General features: G+C 36.9%; 27 protein-coding genes and 2 pseudogenes. 18 read left to right on the forward strand and 11 right to left on the reverse strand.

Annotated elements, in window-relative coordinates; genetic code table 11:
• The first annotated feature begins 400 nt into the window (after window positions 1-400).
• From MUO14_RS17225 to MUO14_RS17240, 4 genes are all read left to right on the forward strand, one after another.
• The gene (locus tag MUO14_RS17225) at window positions 401-853 is read left to right on the forward strand and encodes a VOC family protein (protein ID WP_244751823.1); all 453 of its coding nucleotides are present in this window, start codon (window positions 401-403) and stop codon (window positions 851-853) included.
• A 359-nt stretch (window positions 854-1,212) separates the two neighbouring features.
• Window positions 1,213-1,959, forward strand: coding sequence for an alpha/beta fold hydrolase (locus MUO14_RS17230; RefSeq protein ID WP_244751824.1), 747 nt, complete (start codon window positions 1,213-1,215; stop codon window positions 1,957-1,959).
• A gap of 232 nt (window positions 1,960-2,191) precedes the next feature.
• Window positions 2,192-2,563 carry a hypothetical protein gene (locus MUO14_RS17235; RefSeq protein ID WP_244751825.1) on the forward strand — a complete coding sequence of 124 codons (372 nt, stop codon included), beginning with the start codon at window positions 2,192-2,194 and terminating at the stop codon, window positions 2,561-2,563.
• Window positions 2,564-3,077: 514 nt separating this feature from the next.
• Window positions 3,078-4,460, forward strand: a complete 1,383-nt coding sequence (locus MUO14_RS17240) for a M1 family metallopeptidase (RefSeq protein ID WP_244751826.1) — start codon at window positions 3,078-3,080, stop codon at window positions 4,458-4,460.
• A 239-nt stretch (window positions 4,461-4,699) separates the two neighbouring features.
• On the opposite strand, the gene MUO14_RS17245 is transcribed toward MUO14_RS17240, so the two are convergent.
• Entirely contained in the window at window positions 4,700-5,161 is a 462-nt protein-coding gene (locus MUO14_RS17245) for a DUF3888 domain-containing protein (protein WP_244751827.1), read from the reverse strand.
• 380 nt (window positions 5,162-5,541) lie between these two features.
• On the opposite strand from MUO14_RS17245, the gene MUO14_RS17250 reads away from it, so the two are divergent.
• The 5 genes from MUO14_RS17250 to MUO14_RS17265 all read left to right on the forward strand — a co-directional run bounded on the left by MUO14_RS17250 (window position 5,542) and on the right by MUO14_RS17265 (window position 8,606).
• Complete coding sequence (locus MUO14_RS17250) at window positions 5,542-5,769, forward strand: hypothetical protein (protein ID WP_244751828.1); 228 nt, start codon at window positions 5,542-5,544, stop codon at window positions 5,767-5,769.
• An 847-nt stretch (window positions 5,770-6,616) separates the two neighbouring features.
• Window positions 6,617-6,907, forward strand: coding sequence for a hypothetical protein (locus tag MUO14_RS17255; RefSeq protein ID WP_244751829.1), 291 nt, complete (start codon window positions 6,617-6,619; stop codon window positions 6,905-6,907).
• 4 nt (window positions 6,908-6,911) lie between these two features.
• Window positions 6,912-7,301 (forward strand): PDDEXK family nuclease, encoded by a 390-nt coding sequence (locus tag MUO14_RS17260; protein ID WP_244751830.1) that lies wholly within the window; start codon window positions 6,912-6,914, stop codon window positions 7,299-7,301.
• The gene (locus MUO14_RS24835; RefSeq protein ID WP_396265713.1) at window positions 7,282-7,431 is read left to right on the forward strand and encodes a hypothetical protein; all 150 of its coding nucleotides are present in this window, start codon (window positions 7,282-7,284) and stop codon (window positions 7,429-7,431) included. The genes MUO14_RS17260 and MUO14_RS24835 overlap by 20 nt, the downstream gene beginning before the upstream one ends.
• A 941-nt stretch (window positions 7,432-8,372) precedes the next feature.
• Window positions 8,373-8,606: a hypothetical protein gene (locus MUO14_RS17265; protein ID WP_244751831.1), complete on the forward strand. Its 234-nt coding sequence runs from the start codon at window positions 8,373-8,375 to the stop codon at window positions 8,604-8,606.
• 604 nt (window positions 8,607-9,210) lie between these two features.
• Here the strand turns inward: MUO14_RS17265 and MUO14_RS17270 are convergent.
• Complete coding sequence (locus tag MUO14_RS17270) at window positions 9,211-9,972, reverse strand: SDR family oxidoreductase (RefSeq protein ID WP_244751832.1); 762 nt, start codon at window positions 9,970-9,972, stop codon at window positions 9,211-9,213.
• Between the two features lie 55 nt (window positions 9,973-10,027).
• Window positions 10,028-10,660, reverse strand: coding sequence for a TetR/AcrR family transcriptional regulator (locus tag MUO14_RS17275; RefSeq protein ID WP_244751833.1), 633 nt, complete (start codon window positions 10,658-10,660; stop codon window positions 10,028-10,030).
• A 193-nt stretch (window positions 10,661-10,853) separates the two neighbouring features.
• Between MUO14_RS17275 and MUO14_RS17280 the strand changes: the two genes are divergently transcribed.
• A complete protein-coding gene (locus MUO14_RS17280; protein ID WP_244751834.1) occupies window positions 10,854-12,110 on the forward strand; it encodes a cytochrome P450 family protein in 1,257 nt (418 codons plus the stop codon).
• A gap of 211 nt (window positions 12,111-12,321) precedes the next feature.
• A complete protein-coding gene (locus tag MUO14_RS17285; RefSeq protein WP_255822208.1) occupies window positions 12,322-13,248 on the forward strand; it encodes a nucleoside hydrolase in 927 nt (308 codons plus the stop codon).
• 281 nt (window positions 13,249-13,529) lie between these two features.
• On the opposite strand, the gene MUO14_RS17290 is transcribed toward MUO14_RS17285, so the two are convergent.
• Window positions 13,530-13,970: a YaiI/YqxD family protein gene (locus MUO14_RS17290; RefSeq protein WP_244751835.1), complete on the reverse strand. Its 441-nt coding sequence runs from the start codon at window positions 13,968-13,970 to the stop codon at window positions 13,530-13,532.
• Between the two features lie 216 nt (window positions 13,971-14,186).
• Between MUO14_RS17290 and MUO14_RS17295 the strand changes: the two genes are divergently transcribed.
• Both MUO14_RS17295 and MUO14_RS17300 read left to right on the forward strand, forming a co-directional pair.
• Window positions 14,187-14,495 carry a DUF3892 domain-containing protein gene (locus MUO14_RS17295; protein WP_244751836.1) on the forward strand — a complete coding sequence of 103 codons (309 nt, stop codon included), beginning with the start codon at window positions 14,187-14,189 and terminating at the stop codon, window positions 14,493-14,495.
• Window positions 14,496-14,585: 90 nt separating this feature from the next.
• Complete coding sequence (locus MUO14_RS17300; RefSeq protein WP_244751837.1) at window positions 14,586-14,855, forward strand: alpha/beta-type small acid-soluble spore protein; 270 nt, start codon at window positions 14,586-14,588, stop codon at window positions 14,853-14,855.
• A 46-nt stretch (window positions 14,856-14,901) separates the two neighbouring features.
• Here MUO14_RS17300 and MUO14_RS17305 read toward each other — a convergent pair whose 3' ends face one another.
• The gene (locus MUO14_RS17305) at window positions 14,902-15,096 is read right to left on the reverse strand and encodes a gamma-type small acid-soluble spore protein (protein ID WP_244751838.1); all 195 of its coding nucleotides are present in this window, start codon (window positions 15,094-15,096) and stop codon (window positions 14,902-14,904) included.
• A gap of 213 nt (window positions 15,097-15,309) precedes the next feature.
• Here MUO14_RS17305 and MUO14_RS17310 point away from each other — a divergent pair, with 213 nt between their 5' ends.
• The 4 genes from MUO14_RS17310 (at window position 15,310) to MUO14_RS17325 (ending at window position 17,195) form a co-directional block, all read left to right on the forward strand.
• A complete protein-coding gene (locus tag MUO14_RS17310) occupies window positions 15,310-15,669 on the forward strand; it encodes a cytoplasmic protein (RefSeq protein ID WP_244751839.1) in 360 nt (119 codons plus the stop codon).
• Between the two features lie 5 nt (window positions 15,670-15,674).
• On the forward strand, window positions 15,675-15,767 hold the full coding sequence (locus MUO14_RS17315) for a hypothetical protein (RefSeq protein WP_244751840.1): 93 nt from the start codon (window positions 15,675-15,677) through the stop codon (window positions 15,765-15,767).
• The gene (locus MUO14_RS17320) at window positions 15,768-16,208 is read left to right on the forward strand and encodes an SMI1/KNR4 family protein (RefSeq protein ID WP_244751841.1); all 441 of its coding nucleotides are present in this window, start codon (window positions 15,768-15,770) and stop codon (window positions 16,206-16,208) included. It abuts the gene before it with no gap.
• A gap of 159 nt (window positions 16,209-16,367) precedes the next feature.
• Window positions 16,368-17,195: a GNAT family N-acetyltransferase gene (locus tag MUO14_RS17325; RefSeq protein WP_244751842.1), complete on the forward strand. Its 828-nt coding sequence runs from the start codon at window positions 16,368-16,370 to the stop codon at window positions 17,193-17,195.
• Window positions 17,196-17,411: 216 nt separating this feature from the next.
• Here MUO14_RS17325 and MUO14_RS17330 read toward each other — a convergent pair.
• From MUO14_RS17330 to MUO14_RS17345, 4 genes and pseudogenes are all read right to left on the reverse strand, one after another.
• Window positions 17,412-17,597: pseudogene (locus tag MUO14_RS17330) on the reverse strand (IS110 family transposase); the annotation flags it as partial.
• A 306-nt stretch (window positions 17,598-17,903) separates the two neighbouring features.
• Entirely contained in the window at window positions 17,904-18,428 is a 525-nt protein-coding gene (locus MUO14_RS17335; protein ID WP_244751843.1) for a DinB family protein, read from the reverse strand.
• A gap of 686 nt (window positions 18,429-19,114) precedes the next feature.
• On the reverse strand, window positions 19,115-19,549 hold the full coding sequence (locus MUO14_RS17340; RefSeq protein ID WP_244751844.1) for a DMT family transporter: 435 nt from the start codon (window positions 19,547-19,549) through the stop codon (window positions 19,115-19,117).
• Window positions 19,550-19,804: 255 nt separating this feature from the next.
• A pseudogene (locus MUO14_RS17345) lies at window positions 19,805-20,128 on the reverse strand (GNAT family N-acetyltransferase); the annotation flags it as partial.
• A gap of 290 nt (window positions 20,129-20,418) precedes the next feature.
• On the opposite strand from MUO14_RS17345, the gene MUO14_RS17350 reads away from it, so the two are divergent.
• Window positions 20,419-21,243: a hypothetical protein gene (locus MUO14_RS17350; RefSeq protein WP_244751845.1), complete on the forward strand. Its 825-nt coding sequence runs from the start codon at window positions 20,419-20,421 to the stop codon at window positions 21,241-21,243.
• A 233-nt stretch (window positions 21,244-21,476) separates the two neighbouring features.
• Here MUO14_RS17350 and MUO14_RS17355 read toward each other — a convergent pair whose 3' ends face one another.
• Both MUO14_RS17355 and MUO14_RS17360 read right to left on the reverse strand, forming a co-directional pair.
• Window positions 21,477-22,073, reverse strand: coding sequence for a class I SAM-dependent methyltransferase (locus MUO14_RS17355; RefSeq protein WP_244751846.1), 597 nt, complete (start codon window positions 22,071-22,073; stop codon window positions 21,477-21,479).
• A 116-nt stretch (window positions 22,074-22,189) separates the two neighbouring features.
• The gene (locus MUO14_RS17360; protein WP_318036044.1) at window positions 22,190-22,318 is read right to left on the reverse strand and encodes a DUF3953 domain-containing protein; all 129 of its coding nucleotides are present in this window, start codon (window positions 22,316-22,318) and stop codon (window positions 22,190-22,192) included.
• Between the last annotated feature and the right edge of the window lie 25 nt (window positions 22,319-22,343).

Raw genomic sequence — 22,343 nt, forward strand, 5'->3', positions numbered from 1 at the left:
ATATATTGTAGATTTTTCGAGCTCACTCTAAATTTCGGAAGCCTCTCATTAGTTCACTGCACTTTTGGGAGGTTTTTTCTATAAGGTGGAATAGTATTGAACAATACATATGGAAAAAATTTAAATTTGTTTATTCCGTTAAAGGGCCATTATCTTGAAGACTTGAATTCGAGATAAAAGTGAATTTTACTCAGATAAGGGCAATTTAATGGAGTACAGGGCAGGAATATTTTGTGGGGAAGTCGAAGTTGTTTTATAGAATAGCAACTAGGGTATCGAATTTTTGAAACTATCATAAACTGTGACAAGGTATTTTTTGTTTGGAAGGAATTTGTAACTTTTTAATAGAAATTATGAAGATGATTAGAGAATAAATTTTTACACATAAGGAGATAAAACTATGGAAAAAAACAAATTACTAAGAATGGACAATGTCGGCATCGTTGTAGAATCCCTTGATAACGCAATCCCTTTCTTTGAGGAGATTGGCTTGAACCTCGAAGGACGAGCCACTGTCGAAGGTGAATGGGCTGGTCGCGTAACCGGATTGGGTTCTCAGTGCGTAGAGATTGCTATGATGGTTACCCCAGATGGCCACAGCCGAATTGAACTTTCGCGATTTCTCACCCCACCTACTATATCAGATCACCGGACTGCTCCTGTAAATGCGCTTGGTTATCTACGCGTCATGTTCACCGTTGAAGATATTGACGAAATGGTATCCAGACTTACTAAGTATGGTGCTCAGATCGTTGGCGAAGTGGTTCAATACGAGGACTCGTATCGGCTCTGCTACATTCGTGGAACCGAAGGACTTTTAATCGGTTTGGCGGAACAACTCGGTAACAAATAAGTGTGTGACGTTTTATAAATAGCCTTTACTGAAATGTATATGCCAATCCGTCTCGATTTGAAAAAAATTCTTATTCAATAAAAGGGACGCGTTTATCGAATAACGCGTTCTTTTGTATAGGGCATTTAATGGAGTAAGATCAGATGTTGATTACAGGGCTTATTCTATTAGCTCGGTTAATTTACAAATTAGATTTATCTCTATAAATACATATTTATTGGCCTTAGGAAAAGGGCCGGAGTGTGGATCTGTGCTGTTTTTATATTCTAAGGAAGGAAATTAAATGTATTTCTTGAATAGTAAGTTAGACCAGAAAAAGTGCAGGAATTTATTAAATTGTAATGGGTGGAGGGATTTCAGTGGATTTGTATTACGAAGTTAATGGAAAGGGTCATCCTGTCGTTCTCGTCACTGGTGGTGCTGATGTACGGAACTGGACTTTTGTCACCTCTCTTTTAGCAAAACACTACAAGGTCGTTGCTTTTGATGGACGTGGGACCGGTAAATCACCGTCTCCTTTAGAAGATGTTAACCATGTCGAAGATTTACTGTCGTTGCTTGACCATCTAGACATCAATCAGGCAACACTCATCGGTCATTCAATGGGTGGTCAAATTGCCACTGAATTCGCTTTGGATTATCCTGAAAGGGTTTCAAATCTCGTTTTACTTGCACCTGGATTATCTGGGTTTAGCTATTCAAAAGAATTTGAAGAGAAGATAAAGGCGGTTCATGAGGCTGCCCCTGATATCGATAAAATGGTTGAGCTTTTGATCAGTGATCCATCGTATCGTGTTGTAACGGGGAGTCCTCACCGGAATTTGATGGTTCAAATGCTCCGGCACCATATGAGCCGAATGTTTGAATGGCCGGCGGTTAAAATAATTTTGTCGCAACCACCGGCCATCGAAAGATTAGGAGAATTGACAGCTAAAACATTATTAATCATCGGTAAAGAGGATTCACCCGATAACCTTCGAGTTGCCAATTACTTTCGAAATCACTCAGACGCTCAAATCATAGAAATTCCAGATGCCGACCATATGCTCAATCTCACCCATCCCGAGAAGCTGTATCAACAAATTATAGGTTTTATGAAGGAATGAAACTATGCCATGGAACCCAGAAGATCATTTCAGTTTTGTAACTTATCTAACTTATAAAATGGGCGACAATATAGTATTAATAGTTCCATTAAGGGCGCAAATCTGGGATAAGATTTGTGCTCTTTCTTTGTGAAAAGGGCCAGATAATTGAATAAGAATTTAAAAGAAAGAGGGACTTCAATTTCCATTTTGTGTTAAAATGAAGTGAATTCATATTCATCAATCCAAAGGAGTGATAACAATCACATTTTCATTAATATTTGGATTAGTTGTAGGAGCGATTGTAATTTTAACGTTTGTTGTTCCAGCATTTATGGCTGTTAAAAGAAATGAGAAGGGGCCAGCCCCTCGAAAATTTTCATATGGAATTTTGGGGCTCTTGGTTATTAACTGGTTGCTTTTCTTAACTGGTTCCTACGCTTTATTACCAACGAACATAGCAGACCTAATATTTATTCCTGTATGGTTGGTGTTATGTGTGGCGGGAGTAATTGTTGCTGCTTATGAATTTAAAAATAACAAAGGTTTTGCCATACCTGTTGCTGGTTTAACAACCATAAGCTTCTTATTTAGCTTTCTCGCTAGTGGAATTTCTAAAATGTAATTGCCGTTAACACAGTAAACTCTAATTAAAAAACGGGTGCAATTCTAAAGCAAGAATTGTGCTCTTTTACATATAGGGAATTTTATTAGTTTTATTAGCAGTTATTGGAGTGGTGGCTGTTGGCGAGAACATAACTTAAACCAAAAAATTCAAAACATAGTTTCTTTTTAGTTTAGCTTGCTAAACAAACGGGCGCAATTCTGGAGTAAATACTTTTTTGTTTACATTTATAAGACGCTTTCCTTTAACTTAGGAATAGCGTCTTTTTGTATTAATGTGGGGCACAAAGGTTAGTGAGATACAGAGTAGTTTAACAATGGAAAACAGTAGTAATTTTTGTTTTTGTATGGTGTTTAATAAGAAGTTATGTAGAAAGTATAGCAACCATTTATAGGCACTGATATATTTTAAAATAATAGTTCCAGTAATTTACATATACATAAGGAGTTAGATCCTTTCTTTTATCTGTCTAAACCATTCATATGAAAAATTATATTTTATTGGAGGGAAGCGCTTGAAAAAAGCAGCAATTGTAGTAGGATCATTGTTATTCATTGTAGTGGCCTGTAACCCATTAATTGATCAGGAATCAGTTGAAAACACGAGTAAGGCTTCGAGTTTTAACATTAATCCTATCGCCCCAGGAAGCGAAAGCACCTATGATCTTTCATTGAAGTTGGACGATGAAGGGGAATTCACTGTAGAGGCATCCATCGAGGTTCAAAACGTTTCAAATGAAGGATGGGACACACTTGTCTTTTACTTCATTCCTAACATGTTCACTGAAGAAAACTCTACCGACCTTAAACAGCCTTCTAACTTGGAAGTCGATAAAATCACCCTTAATGGAAAAGCAGCAGAATACTCCCTGGAAAAAGATACGTTCACTATACCCTTAAGTCAAAAGCTACCACCTCAAGAATCCATAAATGTGACAGTTAACTATACTTTTACCCTTCCGGAAGAAGGACATAGATTTACGAAAAAAGGGTCAAGTTTTTACCTAGCTCAGTGGTATCCGATGGTTCCGACGTATAGGAACGGGTGGAATAAAGAGGAATATCAATCCAAAGGAGAGTCTTACCACACGGCCTTCAGTAACTTTAAATTACATTATGAAGTTCCTAAAGGATACACGGTTGTCTCCTCTAGTGAACAAGATAAGTTTCCTAGTGGTAGTGAATCAACACTTCTAGCTCAACGTATGAAAGAGCTTTATGTTGCTGTGCTATACAAACCAGATATGTCAGAAGGGATTGCAGAGGATACTAATGTAAGAGTTTTTAATACGGAGGATACGAATCGGCGAGAAAAGGTTGTAGAAATAGCATCCGAGGCTATCAAATATTTTGAGGATACTATAGGTCCTTACCCACATCAGCAATTGGATATTATTTTAAGTGATCTCTCAATGGAGTACTCGGGTATTGTTACCGTTGATAACGGTACTAAAAGAATCGGGTCGTTAAAGAGCTTAGTTGTTCATGAAGTTGCTCACCAGTGGTTCTATGGGATGGTCAATAACGATCCCTATTATGATGCGTGGTTGGACGAAGGATTAACAACCCTTTCTAGTTCCTTGTTTTTTGCTCATAAAGGGAATAAAGAAATGCCAAATGAATTTAATTCCAAACCGAAGCCTGTTAATTTGCCAATAGATCAATATCCCGAGAAATATGGTCCTTATATTTATGGAAACTCCTCTGTCGGCCTGTGGAAAGTATTTGAGAAGTATGGAGACAGACAGGTGGCTGAGGATTTTTTGCACAAATATTATAGGCTATATAAATATAAAGAAGTTGATACAGAAGAGTTTATTAGGTTTTTAAAGCATTTCTTAAACATAGAGGGGAATTCTGATTTTGAAGGATGGCTCAAGTTAGAAGAAGGGAAGTGAAGGAAGTTTAGGCAGTTTCCTATTAAAGGCATTATCTTAAGTAAAAAGAGTGCTTTTATGCTAAGAATATATTGCATTATCTTGAAATTGAGTCTTCCGTATAAGGGCGCTTTTCTGGAAGAAGAATATAATGCATATCTATTCTGCTCAACCCAGAAAGAACCGAAATACTCCGAGTAAGGGACACCTAAAAATCCCTTACTCGGAGTAAAGTTTCTGAAGGTAGTGTCCTTTACTAATCACTGTTTTGGTTCATTATGTTCGTAATTTAACATTTTTATTTTGATTCCATTTGTTAAGTCTCCTGGTTCCACACCGAAGGTTCTTGTATCCGTCCCTCCCAATGATGGGCCGAGGGTTGTTGTATTTGTCCGGCTGTTGTGTTTTGTTTTTGTAGGCATAACCGTAAATTTTACTACGAACGGACTTTCTAATACATGACCTTTTTCACTTTGATCTACCTCAACCACATCATAATCTTTGTCCCACCAGTCATACTGAAAGCTTATTGAGCCCTTCTTATAATAATTGGCTACTGCATTACTAATCTCTTTATTAAAAAGATCTAATAAGAGTTGATCTACGGCTTGTTCCTGTCCAACCGTATTATGGCCATTAGAATTTTGGGCCTGAGCCGAAGCAAAAGAGAATCCAGTAAATAAACATAGAAGAACAATAACGGTTATTAGTAAACGCTTCATCTTAATACCTCCTAAATTGTTTTTATTCCCCTGTAAGTTCCGCGTTTTTTACATAAAATATTCGACCTGTAAAACAAACAATATTCGTCTTTAATCGACTCTCTGTTTCTAAAATCGATCTTCACGAACGGAAAGCCTAATTTCTCGATTACAACATTGAAAAATTAGGCTTTTTAGTTTCTTAGCGTAGGATTTTTTCAAAATGTTGGCGAGATCCTGGCGAAACCCCATAGGGACCAAAGTCTACTTGTATTTGCTTCCTCATTGGTAACTCTTCGACTGACTCAAACGTCCGAGCGTGGAGGGTGTTACATACTTACGGTTTTATGTTAATATGAAGGTGGTTGGTTTCAACTTCTTTCCAATCCAAACGGGAGTGATTGCTTATACTAAGCGGAATCTTAACACTATTTGGAATTCTCTTTGTATTGTTTTTACCTGGCTTAATTGGAATGATTGCCAAAAAATTATTCTTCAAAAGCAAAAAAGGCAACAAGGATTATCGGTTAGACAGAAGAAATCCAGATTCCCTAAACCAAGCAGAGGCTAAAAGTCGGGCGTACACGGAAGCAAATAGAAATACATTTGGCGGTGGATCAGGCTTCTAGGACCCCCATTACAGAATTTTTATTTATATCAGATAACAAATTGCAAAAAGCTGCATTCTATAATTGGAATGTGGCTTTCTTATGTGACAAGTAAATGAATTTATTATCTGCATATTGGATCATACAAGATCACTTCACTATATTTTGCTTATCTATATGAGTGTTCCTTTAAATTATCTTGAATTCAAGTATTCAATTAACGGGTGCAAATCTTGAATTAGACATTCATTCCTTGTTTGTGAAAAGGCCATCTTGTTGAATAAATACAATCAGAAAAGAAATGGGGATAGGGGGGTTACATGAAAAGATATGGTTGGCTTAGTTATTGGTCAATTTTGTTAAGTATAATCCCGATAATCGTGTTCTTTGCAACTATCTATGGCTACATAAGAATTAATTTCACCTTAATTGTTACAATAATATTTATTATCCTAGCTCTATCAATAGTCTTAGGTATAATTGGTATTGAAAAAAATTCTGAAAAGAAACTATTACTATTGGCTACTCTAGGAACAGTAATAGCTATCATGTCCTGTTTTTTTATAGTTTTCGCATTATTGATGTCTCAAATGGCTTGACTTTGAAAATTATAGATAACCGGAAACTTTGGTCTTTTCTGATTGTGAGCCTTTTTCAGAAAGGGTAAAAAAAGCTTTTCAATTATCTCGAAGCGCGATTGATTGAAGCGCGATTGATTAATGAGTAGGTTGACTACCTTTACAGGTTTATAATATAGCGGCTAGGGATGGTCAGGCTCTATTTTATCGCAAAAGTCCCTTTGATCACACGAGGACAAAGTGAACTTGTCACAAAAGAATTTGTGTTTTCTTCGGAAAGGATGAATGAAGTGAGCAGTTATCTTATCGGTTATATTCTCCCAGAAAAAAATGATGGTCATGAGGATCCTATGTTAAGAGAATTCACCTATGGGGAATCAGGGTTTAGGGCTAATATCTTGAAAAATAAGGTCAGCAAGGATGATTTATTGTTTTTCCATCGAATGATTTATGGCCGTCGTTACGTTACAGCTTATTATGTTGTTGAAGACATTCGGAATGTTCGCGAAATTAAGCAAGATCCTTATTATAGTCATTTTCATAATCCACATTTGGAAAAAAATCAACCTGGTGAAGATTAATCATGTGAAACCGATTCAGGAAGAGATGACTAGTGCACTGCGCCAATGGAAACCCTTAAGTGGTAAAGATGCTGACTATCTCAAGGAACAAATTGAAGCAACAGATGCAGAAGGGCGTCTTTCCGAAAATTATTTGTCATCAGAAGAGGTTTTTCAGTTATTGGAAAGAGATATAGAAAAGTTTCTTCATAACAATCCAACTGTTCTTGGTGAAAATTTCGATATTGTAGATCAGCAACGTATATTGGGTAATGATAGCCGACTTGATCTTCTGCTGTCGAATAAACATACAAGAGAATATATAGTTGTAGAGATTAAAAAAAGGGCCTTTGGGCAGAGATACCATAAACCAGATACAACGTTACATACGGTACTTGAAAAAACAATACCCTAATAAAACCATACGAGGAATTTTGGTTGGAAGTAGCATTACGTCAACATTTGAAAAGGAAATGTTAGAGGCTAAAAATATTGATACCTATCTCTATGGGTGGAAATTTTCTGTGTATAAACCAAACCAATGAACAGAATCGAATCTTTAAGGTTCTATCTTGTTTGACACCTAAGTGTTGCTCCAGAATAGGGTGTGATTATTCATTAAGAGTAGTCACCTTTCTTACTGTAGAATCGGATAGGGCTGTGGAAGAATAAATTCAAGATAATGGAATAATTAGAAAACGGTTAAATTAAGTGAACTATGTATAGGTAAGCTTAATTGAAATTATTGGTTATTTCGTATTGATAAATACAGAGGGGGATGAACGATTAAAGTTCTATTGCTTATAATTGCGATGTTTAATTGCGATGTCGGGAGTTTGTACATACCTGTTTTATGAGGCCGATTATTTAATTTACATAGCTTTATCTGTAGGAATTGGCTATTCAATATTACATTTAATAGGATCATATGATAAAAGACGAGGAGCAGTATTAGGTCAACCAGATGCTAAATACTATAAAACTTTTGATACTCATCATGATGATTTTTCTGAGGGGGATAGTTTCACTGATGATAGTAGTGACAACTAGGAACTTATTATATATGTACTAGCTAATAGAAGCTTGATGTTATTTATGTACAAGTTATCTCGATACTGAGTCTTCATGTAAAGGGGGGTAAATTTGAAAAATACGCAGGCTATCTTCTGGGCTATAATTGCAAGCATATTAGTCTTAATTTGGCTATTTACAAGGTAATTGTAACTGCTAGACTAAACTGGACAGTTCCTGATCAATAAAACTGAACATTTTCTGCTCGAAATCACCTCCCATCCTTTACACTTAGAAAGGTTAAGGTTAACGGATGAAGTGGAGATAGAAGGTGAAGAAATGAGAAACTATATAGTGCGAGGGGTTTAAGTTGGCGGCTAGCGCCCGAAAGTGTGAGGCTTCTTCAAAATCTTTGTCTAAGTATTCATATAGAGTAAGAACTTTTCTTAAGTAATAGTGTAGGAGGGGGTAATCGGTGAGAAATTTCAAGAAATTCTTATACGGTTTGTTTTTTGTAATTATTCCCTTTGTTTATGTTGTTGGGTTCATAACATGGGGGTATTTTGTTTCTAATAACGCAATTGAGGAAAGTGTGACAGATATTCTTTCTATACTAGGTATTTCTTATTTTTTGGGAAGCATCTTTTGGTATTTTAATATGGATCGTATCGAAAAAGTCTCTAATCAAATTCAGGAAGAATCGAAATAAATGGTTATTCTGTAATAGGGCGCGGACGTATTGTATCATAAGACTTGTTTATTTGGTGGGAGGTAAACTTTAAAAATTAGAAGTAGATGGTAGGAGTGTGAAATCATTAAGACTGTAAAGAAATTTCTAAAATGGTTATATAGAAGAAGTGACAATGATTTAGCTTGCCTTTTATCTATACCCTTCGGTTTTTTTACCGCATTTTCTCTTATAAATTTTTTGGACTTTGATCTTCTTGTAGGGGTTCTTCTGTGGATTATTCCCATTGTATTAATTGCAGGGGTGGTTTTTAGACTTATAGAAGAAACCTTTAAAAAATTGTTAGGCGATAATAATAAGGACATAAAGTCTAGCTATATATTTATACTTGGGGTGGTTATGGGGGGCGCAGTCTCATTCATATTGTAAATATTTAGTATAGCTTAGTTTGTAGTCTTTAAGTTGGTGTAATACAAATTCTCTTGGAATGAATGGTAGGTATTAGACTTTATCATAACAATTAAAGAAGATGGATATAAAAAAAGCAGGATCCTCAGAGGTCCTGCTTGTTAAAATGGAAAACATTATTCTGCTAGAAGTGATTATTGTAAAAGGGCTGAGATCTTTAAAACGCGGCGGTCCACCCTGCATCTGCTACGATAACGGTCCCATTTACGAAGCTCGAATCATCAGAAGCTAAAAATAGGGCAACCTGTGCAATTTCTTCTGACTCCCCAGTTCTTGGCATTACACCTTGTACTGCTTTCGTACGCTCCGCACCGAATTCATTAATATGTTTAATAGAGGAACCAATATTTGTTTGAACTCCTCCTGGTGCAATGGCGTTACAGCGAATGCCTTTGTCTGCATACATGTACCCGGTGTTTTTCGTTAGTCCCATCACTGCGTGTTTGGAGGCTCCATAGGCTGCGCCGGCATGAGCCCCGTTTAATCCGCCGGTTGAAGCGATATTAATAATCACTCCTTTTCCTTTATCTAAAAAGATTGGGATCGCCCTACGCATGGAACGCATGACTCCTTTGGTATTAATATCAAATAGTAAATCCCATCTTTCATCACTAATGTCTCCTACAGGTTCAAACCCGTCCATAATCCCTGCGTTATTAACTAATATATCTAAGCTTCCAAATTCATTTACTGCTGCTTCAATCATATGTTCGATATCGTGTAAGTTTGCGACGTTTGTTTGAACAGCTTTAGCTGATCCACCTTGGTTGGTAATCTTTTTTGCAACCTTATGGGCGCCCTCTTTATTTAGGTCAGCTACTATGACTTTTGCTCCTTCTTTCGCGTAGAGTTCGGCAATGGCTTTTCCCATACCTGATGCTGCCCCTGTGACAACAGCCACTTTATCTTGTAATTTCATTAGAAGAATCCCTCCAATTCATTTGTTTGCTAATACTTGTTTTAAAAGCCAACTGTTACAACCGATTGTTATCAATAGGCATGGTTAAGAAGTAGTCCAAATGATCTTTTAATAAGGAAACTAGATCACTGTTTTTTTCATTTTCCAGCCATTTTTCTACAGATACACGAAAAGAAGCCATATAGATGGCAACGAGGAACCTTATCTCGTTAACATTCGCCTTTTCAAGGCGGGAGTAAAGCGCGTCACAGATTGCTGGCTCAGATTCCAACAGGCTATAGAGAAATATTGAAGAAATAGAAGGGGTTTGCATGGCCACCTGATAACGAATCTGAAGATTGGATCGCTGTTGCTGATACTCACTGGCCAGGCATTCAAAGACCTCTCTAAGAGCAATGTGTGGTGATGCTGTTGGTTCTATTTGATCCAGCGAACGAATTCCGTCCCTTTGTGCCCTGCGAATGAACCCTAAGAGCACGTCTTCTTTGGAAGCAAAATAGCGAAAGAAAGTACGGGGAGACATCATTACTACATCTGCAATATTCTGGATAGAGGTTTGCTCAAACCCCTTTTCATGAAAGAGTCGGAGTGCTGCTTCTTCAATATCTGCTTTAGCCTGCTGCTTCTTGCGTTCCCTCAAGCTGATTGACTTTTTTTCTTCGTGTTGAGAAGGTTTACTGTCATTCATTAGAAAAATTCCTCCGTTGACTTTTGTCATACACTGACATTATACTCGATGTAAACGTACATAACAAGTTGAAGTCGTTTGAATACAAGGCGATGTCGTACGTTGAATGTTTTTTCGAGACGGGCAGTTGTGGATTTCTTACCTTATCCCTGCGCCCATACTAAACCATTTTAATTTTGAGAGGAAGGTCGACATGAAAAATTCGGAGCAAGTCGTCCCCAAAGAGGTATTAGGCTTACTTAGTGGTGAAAGTGTTGAAAATCCCTTTCCATTATTAGCGAAATTGCGAGCGATTGGACCTGTTGTTTCTATACCGAACCCGTTAGGCGAGACTGATCGTCAAGCCTGGATGGTTACGCAGATGGACGAGGCGATGCAGGTGATCAAAGATCATACCCGCTTTACTGTAGATCCGAGCTCGATTGATGGAAGAAATATCAGGGGAAATTCTGTAAGCAATGATGATTCATCTGCCCCTTCTACTTTTTTTACCGGAAAATCCATGCTCTTTGTCGATGAACCCGATCATCGCCGGTTACGGAAACTGGTGTCGAAAGCTTTTACACCAAGGTATGTGGAAAGCTTACGCCCACGCGTTCAGGAGATTGCTGACGAATTACTTGATCAGGTTCAAGAACAAGGAGAGATGGACATTGTGAAGGACTATGCCTATCCATTGCCGATCAACGTGATTTCTGAAATGCTCGGGGTCCCACAATCTGACCGGCCACAGCTTCAAGTCTGGTCGGGGGCTATTGCCGAGGGATTAGGCTGGGGTAGACAAGAGCCGGACGTCGCAAAGCATTTACGAGATTTCGGAGAATATACAGCAAAACTTGTGGACGACAAGCGCCATAACCCTGCCGATGACTTGATCAGCCAGTTGATTGCAGTCGGTGAAGATGAAGATCAACTTACCGAAGAGGAACTCATATCGATGATTACTCTATTGATCTTTGCAGGCCATGAAACAACATCGAACCTCATTGGTACCGGCACTTTCATGCTGCTGGATCAACCAGAGCATTTAAAAAAGCTTAAGGCTGACACTAGTTTGGTCCCTTCAGCCGTCGAAGAACTGCTGCGCTACAATGGGCCTGCCACAAGCGTCGGCCCACGTTTTGCCACCGAAGATGTTGAGCTTGCTGGACAGCAGATCAAAAAAGGGGATATGCTCCTTGTTTTAGTGAAATCGGCCAATCGGGATGAGAGCAAGTTTGCGCAGGCGGAGGAGCTGGATATTACGCGGAAGATCAATCGTCATCTCGCCTTTGGCCAGGGCCTCCATATGTGTTTGGGAGCTCCATTGGCCCGCATGGAAGGAGACATTGCGTTTTCCACACTGCTAAGACGCATGCCCGATCTGCAACTTGGCATTCCTAGGGAGAACGTCACTTGGCAGTTCACGCTGTCCACACAGGGATTAGATTCTCTGCCCGTCAAATTTTAGCTAGGGAATATCCATCTTTTTTAACTAGATAAAAGGTAAAGCGACCATCACTTATGGGTGATGGTCGCTTTTTTTGTGTATAGAATCTCTTCATAGGGATATAAAAGGGTTTAATTTCGAGTCTTCAACATTAGGGAGGGATCACTGTTCCCCTGTTTTAAGCATGATTTAAGAATATTGGAATATATAGAATAGAAAGGGGGGGCTTCCGATTACGAAAAAAATCCTTTTATTTTGTGATCCTGGGATTGATGATTCTTTGGCAATTATGTACACTATGCTTGATCCTGAAATCGAGCTGGTTGGTATTGTCACTGGTTATGGGAATGTAACAGAAGACCAGGCTACAGCCAATGCTGCCTATTTGGTGCAATTAGCGGGTAAAAATGACATTCCCATTATTCCTGGTGCATCCAGTCCCGTCCAGCAGGAAGAAGTGATGTTTTACCCGGAAATTCACGGTGAGGAAGGAATCGGTCCGATACGGCCTCCCAGTAATATGCAATATCAGACGTATCCTTTTGACACCATTCGTCTCATCATAGAGAGATATAGAAATGAACTCATTATTGTAGACACAGGCCGTTCGACTACTCTGGCAACTGCATTTATCCTATTTCCAGACCAAATAAAAATGGTGCATTCCTTTTATGTAATGGGCGGGGCATTCTTTGTTCCAGGAAACGTAACGGCACTGGCGGAAGCAAATTTCTTTGGAGATCCGACTTCATCTAATTATGTTGTTAAGTTTGCACATAATCTGACGATAACTCCGTTAAATGTCACTCAATTCGCCGTTATCACTCCAGATATTGTGGACGCCATTTCCAGAAACAAGAAAAACATCTATGCCTCGATAATGGCGCCTGTCTTTGAGTATTACTACGAATTTTATAAAAAAACTGTACCAGGTATTCCAGGTGCGCCTATTCACGATCTTCTTACTATCATACTTATTAAAAATCCTGCCATTGTTGATTACATATACTATGATGCAAATGTGGTTGAGGGTCTAGAAGCAAGGGGGATGTCCTATATTGACCTTCGACCAACAAGTAAAACGGGAAAAACGAGTATTGCCTTCAAACTTCATTATGAAGCATTTATAGAAGAATTTAATAAGGTTATGTTGCCGTAATGATTGGGTTTTTGATAATCCATTTTAATAAATGACCTCTTATTTTTATTTGGGGTTTGCTGCGAGTGTAAACAAGTTTCATGCTGATTATGCTATTAAAGCGATCGGCCTGGAATCCAATAATTATTTGAATAGGATTACTGAAGAAAAAGTATGGCGGCAATTAACGAACTGAGAACATCTATTAATTATTAGACATCATTAAAAAAAGCAGGTGTTCCTTCAATGAAATTCATTGGAGGGACACCTGCTTTTTTCTCTTGAAATTGGACGATTATTTTTTAATGGGAAATGGCTTTTTTAAAAACTCCCCTAAAATTCTCCTTATCTTCTAAGGTGAATGGCTTTGGACCCTTTGTACGCTTTCCGCTTTTTCGAGCCATTGCACTCAAATAACGTGTTTGTAATAGTTGGTCAATGTTTTCCTGTGTATAGCTAAAGCCTTTATGGTGAAGAACGGTACAACCTTTTGCTAAACCTAGCGAAGCAAGGCCATAATCTTGGGTAATAATGATGTCTCCCATTTTTGCTAATTTCATAATCCGATAATCTGCAGCCTCTGGATCAGAATCAACATAAATGGTTTCCACTCCTGATTGTGGTTCCTCATTAGAATAATGAGAAAAACTAGTAACGAGGATAACAGGAATATCCTCATTTGTACCTTCAGAAATAATAATATCTTTTACCGGACAAGCATCTGCATCAACATAAATTTTCATCTTTATCTCTCCGTAAATAAGTTCGAATTGATAGTGATCATACTGGCAGGTCAGACCTTTGTCAAGCGATGAAGGAGCTTACCATTTACGAAGGATCTCTGGTAGAAGGAGCATAACCGTGATCACAGGTTAAACAAATAGGCAACAGCAGAAAGGTTTTCCACCTATATTTTTCCCCTATTTAGAGAAGAATAAACAGAGAAGGAGGGACGACCATTGGCAGATTTTGAGCAAATTTATAACAAATATAAGCAAGACGGAGAACAACAGGCGTCTCAAGAAAGTCAGAACGCTATTGATGATGGGCGAGAAGAGATTGTAGCGGTACGAAAAAACGAAGATGACGACATCATTGCGGTTCAAACGAGTAAAGGGCGGGAGCTTGATTATGTCTCCGCTTTAGAAGAAGCGAAGCAAGGTCACCTGGCCCATGTGGATGTTTTTCATAAATACGGGCGCGATATTTTGCGAAGCGAGCCGGATGGTATCAAGAGCAACAACCTTGACAATTTACCAACATTTTAAGTGAAGAATCCGCCGTCCGTACACGGTGGTTTATTTTCTATATAAAAACCCCTTTTTAAGTAAACCATATCAGATGAAGGAGGCGATGAAATGGTCAGGAATAAAATATTAGTTCCGCAAGCCCGAAAAGATTTAGATCTGTTAAAAGCACGGGTTATGAAAGGAAAAGGCTATGATACCAACATGACAAACCCGGATGACGTAAAATACGAGGTGGCAAAGGAACAAGGAATTCCATTGAAAAAAGGATATAACGGTCAAATCACCTCAGAACAAGCTGGAAAAGTTGGAGGGCCCATTGGCGGAAACATGGTTAAGGAAATGGTCAAAATGGCTCAAGAAAAAATGACGAAAAAATAAATGAGATCCGCTGGTTTGAATGGGCATAACCAGCGGGACCTCATTGTTAATGTTCCTGATTTCGATTCTTTCTTTTAACGTCCTCTATGTCAGTATCACTATAGGTTTCAGTACCATGTCCCTTTGTGGTTTTAGCCATAAATTCTTTGGCTTCATTGTAAGACATGCCGGAGTGCTCATTTTTTCTTTTTACCTTATCGATATTTGTGCCTGCTGCGGTAAGATTATCGTTTTCCTTCATAAAAAGCACCTCCTTTTTTGTCCTTCTTACCTTTTCCCGTTTAGGGGAAGTTACACAGGAAACTTGAAGATATAACCTTTAAGAAGGATACAAATGGATAACCTAAGCTTATAAAGTTTTGGTAGGAGGGAGAAACATTGTCCGTTTTTTGTACTGCTCCCAACCCCTACCAACCTGAAAAGGAAAGGTGCTAAGGGTGTTAGTGGTGGTTTTGTGAAGAATGGTGATGAAGTTGTAGGAGGTGTTGGAAAGCGAACAGGAAATAATATACCTGAAGTAAAGTTTACAAAAGAACAACCTGCAAATAAACCTAAAAACGCGCCTAACCCAGAAAGGTGGCTTAACAAAGGTGGAACTATTAAAATTGATGAACAAGATACCTGGAGATATACTGACTGGGAGGGTAATTCTGTAAGCTATCCAGATGGCTACGCAGATTTTAAATCGTCTGGTATGGTGAAACAGGAGGTTCGTAAGTTTCAAAACTATGATAAAGATTTTGCTAAAGCAGATAAACTTGCTCCAAATGGACCAAAATCTGATAAAACACATGGCATCATCATGAGGATTTAACCACAATGCAGGAGGTTAATAAGGTGCAACACAGGAGATTCCGGCATAAGGGTGGGATGTCACTCGCTAGAAATTCAAAAGATAATGGGAGTGATTAGATGAATATAAATTCTTTTGGAAAAGTGAATGAAGAAGAAGTTAATAATCTAGAAAGTCATTTAGGTTTTTCTCTACCAGAAGATTATAGAAATTTTTTGAAAAAGTGTAATGGTGGAACTTCAAAAGTACGATATAGTAAGTTCCGTGTGAAGAAATTAAATGAGAATATTCCTTTAGATGTCTTATATGGTATAAACGTAGATCAAACATTTAATCTAGCAGAATGTTATGAAGAGTTTGGAGAAGATCTAATACCAAACAGTCTAATAATTGGGGACGATCCAGGCTCCGGGTTAATCGTCTTAATTCATGATTCAGAAAATGATGGTGTTTACTATTGGGACCATGCATTTTACTTTGATCAGTCAGATGAGGATGGAAATACTTATAAGATTGCAGATAGTTTTAATTCCTTTATTAATGGTTTAAAGCATCCGTAAATTTAATCTAAATGGACCTAGGGTAAAGTAAAGACACCTGCCCCCGGTGCGCACAAATGCTAAATTAACTCAACTTCCGCACCCCACCCCCAGTACGTAAGATATTTTTATTAATTGCGATTAATTTGGATTAAGACTCTTTGGGAAGGATGTATCCTGTTGATTACTGAACTACATACGAGAGATTTTTATAAATGTAAAAGTTTATTAAATGAGAAAGGAAATTTAGAAGTTAAAGCAGTTATTGAAGGGGTTAATCCTGGTCGTATATTTGTAGATAATAACGACTCTCCTAAAACTGGACTTATTTGGTTAGGTAATAATGATGGATTTTTCTTTATTGGAAATGAAGAAAATAAGGTATTTAATAACGACATAAATGATTTTATTGATAAAATAATAATTCCTGAAGCAAAGAAACTTCAATTAAATTACTTTATAGCAATTGGTAATCACCAAAGATGGAATAAGACCATAGAAAAAGTATTTAAACATCGTCAATTGAAAATGTCGAATCAAAAGGTTTACGAGATGCAAAAATGTAATTATAAGGAAAAATCCACTCCTGCGATTGAACAAGAATACAAAGTTTTAAAAATAAATAAAGTTCTTTTTGAAAACAATGATAATTCACTTGAAAACATTGAGTTTTTACGCTCAAAATTATTAGAGTTTTGGTCTTCACCCGAAAGTTTTTTTAACAAGGGAATTGGCTATTGTATTGCTTACAATAATAAGATTATTAGTGTATGTTTTTCAGGATTTGTAGCCGGAAATGTGCACGGTCTAGATATAGAAACAATAGAGGCACATCAAGGGAATAGACTAGGTCAAGAGATAGCCCACTATGTTGTAAAGGATTGTATCAGCGATGGTATGGTTCCGTACTGGGATTGTATGGAGACAAACAAGCCTTCAAACGTAATTGCACAACGTACAGGGTTTACAAATGTTTTCAATTATGTCGTGTATCTTTTTCCATTTTAGAAAATACTTTATTAAGCTCACGGGAAACTTCACATATGGGGAGCGTTAGTGAAGTGAATTATGTAGCTTTAAAATAAAGTTTGATCAAAAGAATCCATTTTGAAAAAAAGATTGATCAAAATGGATTCTTATCTTGTGAATTAGTAGACATTTTTTATAAAAAAGTTTGATCATTTTCTACCTAAGTTACTCCACAATCGCGTCCGATCGTATTATAAGGTCAGCCATGTAGTATAACTCCCCCAGATGGGAGGCATCGATTTTATCCGTTTTCACCTTACGTAAGCTTGTTTTTCTGGCCTCATAAGAAACCACCGGATTGATTAAATAATAGGTTATATGATGATCTTCAAGGAATTGGAGTACAGGTTCGTGATAGTGCCCGGTAGATTCAAAGATGACAACCTTTTATGATCGCAAAAGAAACGAGGGCAAGCCACACAAGGGCCTGTGCCAACAAACTCGTTCACTGGATCCATGCAATGTTAAAACGTCAGGAAGTCTTTGTAGATCAATCATAAGAAATCATTAAGGTTCACAATACTCTGAAACCTTACTGGCTCAGCAGTAAGGTTGTTTGGTATATCCAATTTTTAGTATAACATGTTTTTTCGAACTTTTTTAGACCTAAGTGTTGACAACTATTGGCTGGTATTGCTGAACAGTCGAAATTAAAGATGTCTTCCTTTATTGGGATTTGCACGACATTTATTCTTGATTATTCTCCATTTGTTTTAAATATAAATAAAGACCATAGTCTGTCGGAACAGAAATGTAACCCATCTGCCTTAACATAGCAGTGATATTACCACGGTGATATGTTCCATGATTCACAACATGGAGTACTTGCGCAAACACACTTGTTTCCATCAAGTCACCATTCGGGTTTTCAATCACAAAAGGTTTGTCTGTGTTTTCCATTTTACTTAGGAACAACTTGTATCGTTCTGACAGTTTAAGAAACATCGCTTCCATTTCTTCTATTCCCTTTGACACTGTTTCCTCTTTTAGTTGCTCTTGTAGCCTTAATGAATAATCCATGCTTTTACCAGAAAACACTTCTATCCACCCAAGATCAGAAAGATAAACATGGGCTAAAACATGAGATATCGATGAAAATACACTTTGAACTTCTTGACGATAAACATCCTTGGAAAGCTCTTTTAGTCTGTTGAAAATTTGTCTATTTGCCCATTCGTTATAGTCATACAATTGTAATTCAAGCTGCGCCATTTAAAACTTCTTCCTTTCGTGTTTGATATAGCACCCTAATTATACACTACCACTCTTGGTTTTTAGGTTCTATTCTTATTCCGCGAAAGCGCCCTTATCATGAAGACTCAGTTCCAAGATAATCTTACTCAAAACAATTACCAAACTTCTATTAGCTAGTATTCTTTAATAAGCGTAGAATCGACCAAGTTAATAAGAAGCTTTATTGTGGAGGGCTAATATTATAAGAAGCTATAAGCACCACAAATAAATCTAATAAAACGGTTAATGAAGAAAGTACAAGAGGAAAAATATATATTGCTGATTTATCGGAAGACTTAACAAGTCCAATTAAATTTATAGAAAATACTATTAAAGATATGTACAAAAAGACCGTTACATGATTCACCCAAAAATTTGTTGCCGGATCAACACCTGTACTCGATATAATATTAAACTAAATAAACTAAAAGCGTCTACAAACAAAAACAAAGCAAATAAAATAGACCAAATAGCTGACAAGAGGAAATTAAAAAAAGAAAATTCCATAGTTTTTTCCATTCCTTTTTTCTGTATTGATCAGGCTAACGTAAACGATATGTGAAATTACAATTTTTTACCAAACTTATATTGGCCGGTATTCCGGAATAAGCTATTGTCCCTAGGATTTATTATTTTGATTCGAGGTTACCGCTCTCCCTCAATATCTATCTTTTAAAAAACAGTAAAAGAGATATGAACATTAATACAATACCAGCAATACGATAGAGATTTATCGGAAGAGTCTTTACGCCAAACAGTCCAAAATGATCAATAACCATCCCAATAACAAGTTGACCTAATATCGCAGCTATAATGGCATTAGCGGCTCCTATTTTAGGTATTGCAACTACCATAATGAAAATATACAGGGCGCCAAGTATGCCAATAAACCATTTCCAACTCTGGAATGAAAAAAGTAAGCCTACACTTCCTTTTCCAAAAATCAATGTGCCCAATAATAATACTAGGGTTCCTGCTGAGTATGCTACAAACGCAGCTTCAATGGTCCCCATCCTTTTCCCTAATTCCCCATTCACACCAGCTTGAAGTGCTAAAACAGCACCTCCAATAATGCTTAATAATAAGTAAAGCCAACTCAACTGTTTCACCACCTCAGTTGAACGTATGAAAATAGATATTTTTCATATTACATAATCCTATAACTTTATTGAAAACTAACCTGTTTACAAAGGATCCTTCTTCAACCTTAGCCTCCAATTATGCAATGTTGATTATGTTACTTTGGTTTAAGGCTTACTTTAATGTAAATCTTAGGCGTGGTCCTTTTTCTTTAAGTCCTTTGGAAGAAGGTGATATGTAACTAAACCACTCGTTTGTTAACAAGGAATTCAGTTTCATTTAAGTTTAATCCAAAACCTTTTTAAGGTATTTTTCTGCTCGTCAATATGATCACGATCGCTTATCCCACCGTTATTTACTATAATTTTATTTGATGCTGTATTAGTTGAATTACAAACTAAGAGGACTTTTTCTAAATTCAATTCCTTTGCTTTTTCTAAGGCTAATGAGAGAATTAGGGTAGCATACCCCTTTTTTCTTGTTAAAGGTCTAATACCATACCCAATATGCCCGCCAGCATTAACCAGTGGTTCAGTTAAGCGATGACGAATATTTACGACACCAATCAATTCGTGATTATCTACTAACCAATAAGTAGAACTTGCTGATAAAAATCAAAGTCTATTGTTGGGTGTGTTAAAAACATAACTGGCATAACCCCCTTTAAATCTCCATTTATTTTAACATAAAAATCCATTTACCTTACGAAACGTTGCTAAGCAATCTGGCCCTTCACACAGAGAAAGCGCAATTCTTATTCCAGATTTGTGCCCGTTTGCTTAAGGTCTACATCTGTATTAAAAAGCAAATCACCTCTTCGAAGATTATTAATAGGACAGGGAGGGGTTGTATATAGTAAGAAATAAGAAGTAACAGACATATAAGGGGAGTGATTATTATTCAACGAAGAACAACCACCTTAATTGTTATTACATCCTTGTTTTTAGCCTTCTTGTTCATCCATACATCATCTGCTAATGGGATAAATGTATTTAAAGATGAAACATCTTCAAACCAGTTAACAAAAGCACATGAAGAGTCCAAAGTTAGTGTAAAGGGAGTATCCAATAAAACAGAGATAGCAGAAATAAAAGCTGACTTAACAAGACCTATGCTGAAATATCCCAAAACCGAAATAATTAGTTTTCAAGCATGGGATGATTCGGGGAATATGTTAGCCCCAACCGATTCAGAGTCAAGTAGTAGGTCCAAAAATAATAAAATTGTACACCAGGTTAAAATGAGTTTTGAAAAAAACCTAGGAAAAACAGAGTATCTTACAATCAAACCCGTTATTAAAAAAGTTAATTTCGAGAAGATGGACGATAAATCATCAGGGAAGGAGGTTAACACCGTAGGAAAGATTCCAGTCGACCAAAGAGTTTCAAAAATGGCAAACGGAGATTTACCTATTGTACTAGACCAAGGAGAAATGGGTAAAGTGTACATCGCTGATATTGAACGTCTTTCAAATAAAACAGTCATTCACGTTCAAGCAAAAGGTATTGATCCTATTCAACAGGTTAATGAGATTTGGCTTCAAGACCAATCAGGAAAAGACTATTTAAGATATTCTAAGCCAAAATTAAACCCTGAAAAGAATGAATACACTATAGAATTCCCTTCGGTTGATAACAAATTTAAAGTTATAACCACTCAGTTAGAAGCTCCGAATGTATTTGAAGACTTAGCAATAAAAGTCCCTCTTAACTGATGAGAATTCAAAACACTAAACACTAAACACTAAACCTTCCTAAGAACATACGCATTCCACAAAAAACTGGTTCCAGATCTAGTGAACCAGTTTTTTTTCATATGCGACTATAGCTTAATTAATAGTGTTTCCCCTGAAATTTTCACAGTCGCTTATTCAATTATATGCCCTTCGTATTATGAAAAAATAAGCGCTGATCTTTATTCCAGAAAAGCGCCCGATTGTTTAAGAAATCACTTTATACTACTGGTAATAAACATTGAGGCATCTTGGTTCATAAAAATACGATTTCCGTGATAGAATGTCTTAATCTTGATGGATTTGAATCCAACTTCGGATAATATTTTTTTAAGGCTTTCATCCGAAAAACCATTATGAACCTTTGGATGATTTACTTTATCGTTTTTGTCAAAATCAATAATAATTAATTTGCCACCCTTATTTAAAACATTAAATAATTCTTGTAGAATTTTTTTAGTATCCGGAATATGAAGAAGAACTAGTGACATTAAAACTATGTCTGCCTTAAGTTCAGGTGTTTCTTCGGTAAAGTCTGCATAAGTCACCTTGGAGTTTGTAATTCCTTTGCGAGAAATTTTTTCTTTTGCAACATCCAACATTTGTTTTGATGAATCCACTAACAAAACAGAATCCACCAAGCCCGATAATTCTAAACCAATTAGACCAGTACCACTCCCATAGTCTATTAAAGATTTTGATTTACTATTTCGTAATTCTGGTCTTACTTCCTTAACTATAACTTTGGCTAATTCAATTCGTTCTTCTGTATCATATTTTTTTGCCATCTGTTCAAAAACATTATTTTTCATATTCTGCTCCTTTGGCTTAAGTATATTTCTTTCCAAACTTTCCTATTAAAACTGATTTATTCCCCATGGCCCTTAAATGTAAAAAGGACGCGTTATTTGAACTGCACCCGATTGCTTTACATAGTATAAATTGCAACAAACAAAACAAATCCAGATGCAAGAAGAAGATTAAGAGCATCTGCTTTTCGTTTTTGAAATTCAATAATCCCTGTAACGTAAGCGCAAAATAACCCCCACCTATGAATAGATGAGGGCTTGTTCTATTATGGA

The sequence above is a fragment of the Halobacillus shinanisalinarum genome (assembly GCF_022919835.1).
GTDB classification, from domain to species: Bacteria; Bacillota; Bacilli; order Bacillales; family Halobacillaceae; genus Halobacillus_A; species Halobacillus_A shinanisalinarum.

Bases quoted from the DNA above. Each gene is read 5' to 3' on its own strand.
- MUO14_RS17320 (WP_244751841.1), top strand. From the start codon at position 15,768: ATGAATATAAATTCTTTTGGAAAAGTGAATGAAGAAGAAGTTAATAAT.
- MUO14_RS17305 (WP_244751838.1), bottom strand. From the start codon at position 15,096: ATGAAGGAAAACGATAATCTTACCGCAGCAGGCACAAATATCGATAAG.
- MUO14_RS17245 (WP_244751827.1), bottom strand. From the start codon at position 5,161: ATGAAGCGTTTACTAATAACCGTTATTGTTCTTCTATGTTTATTTACT.
- MUO14_RS17275 (WP_244751833.1), bottom strand. From the start codon at position 10,660: ATGAATGACAGTAAACCTTCTCAACACGAAGAAAAAAAGTCAATCAGC.
- MUO14_RS17290 (WP_244751835.1), bottom strand. From the start codon at position 13,970: ATGAAAATTTATGTTGATGCAGATGCTTGTCCGGTAAAAGATATTATT.
- MUO14_RS17335 (WP_244751843.1), bottom strand. From the start codon at position 18,428: ATGGCGCAGCTTGAATTACAATTGTATGACTATAACGAATGGGCAAAT.
- MUO14_RS17355 (WP_244751846.1), bottom strand. From the start codon at position 22,073: ATGAAAAATAATGTTTTTGAACAGATGGCAAAAAAATATGATACAGAA.
- MUO14_RS17270 (WP_244751832.1), bottom strand. From the start codon at position 9,972: ATGAAATTACAAGATAAAGTGGCTGTTGTCACAGGGGCAGCATCAGGT.
- MUO14_RS17300 (WP_244751837.1), top strand. From the start codon at position 14,586: ATGGTCAGGAATAAAATATTAGTTCCGCAAGCCCGAAAAGATTTAGAT.
- MUO14_RS17315 (WP_244751840.1), top strand. From the start codon at position 15,675: ATGCAGGAGGTTAATAAGGTGCAACACAGGAGATTCCGGCATAAGGGT.
- MUO14_RS17225 (WP_244751823.1), top strand. From the start codon at position 401: ATGGAAAAAAACAAATTACTAAGAATGGACAATGTCGGCATCGTTGTA.
- MUO14_RS17280 (WP_244751834.1), top strand. From the start codon at position 10,854: ATGAAAAATTCGGAGCAAGTCGTCCCCAAAGAGGTATTAGGCTTACTT.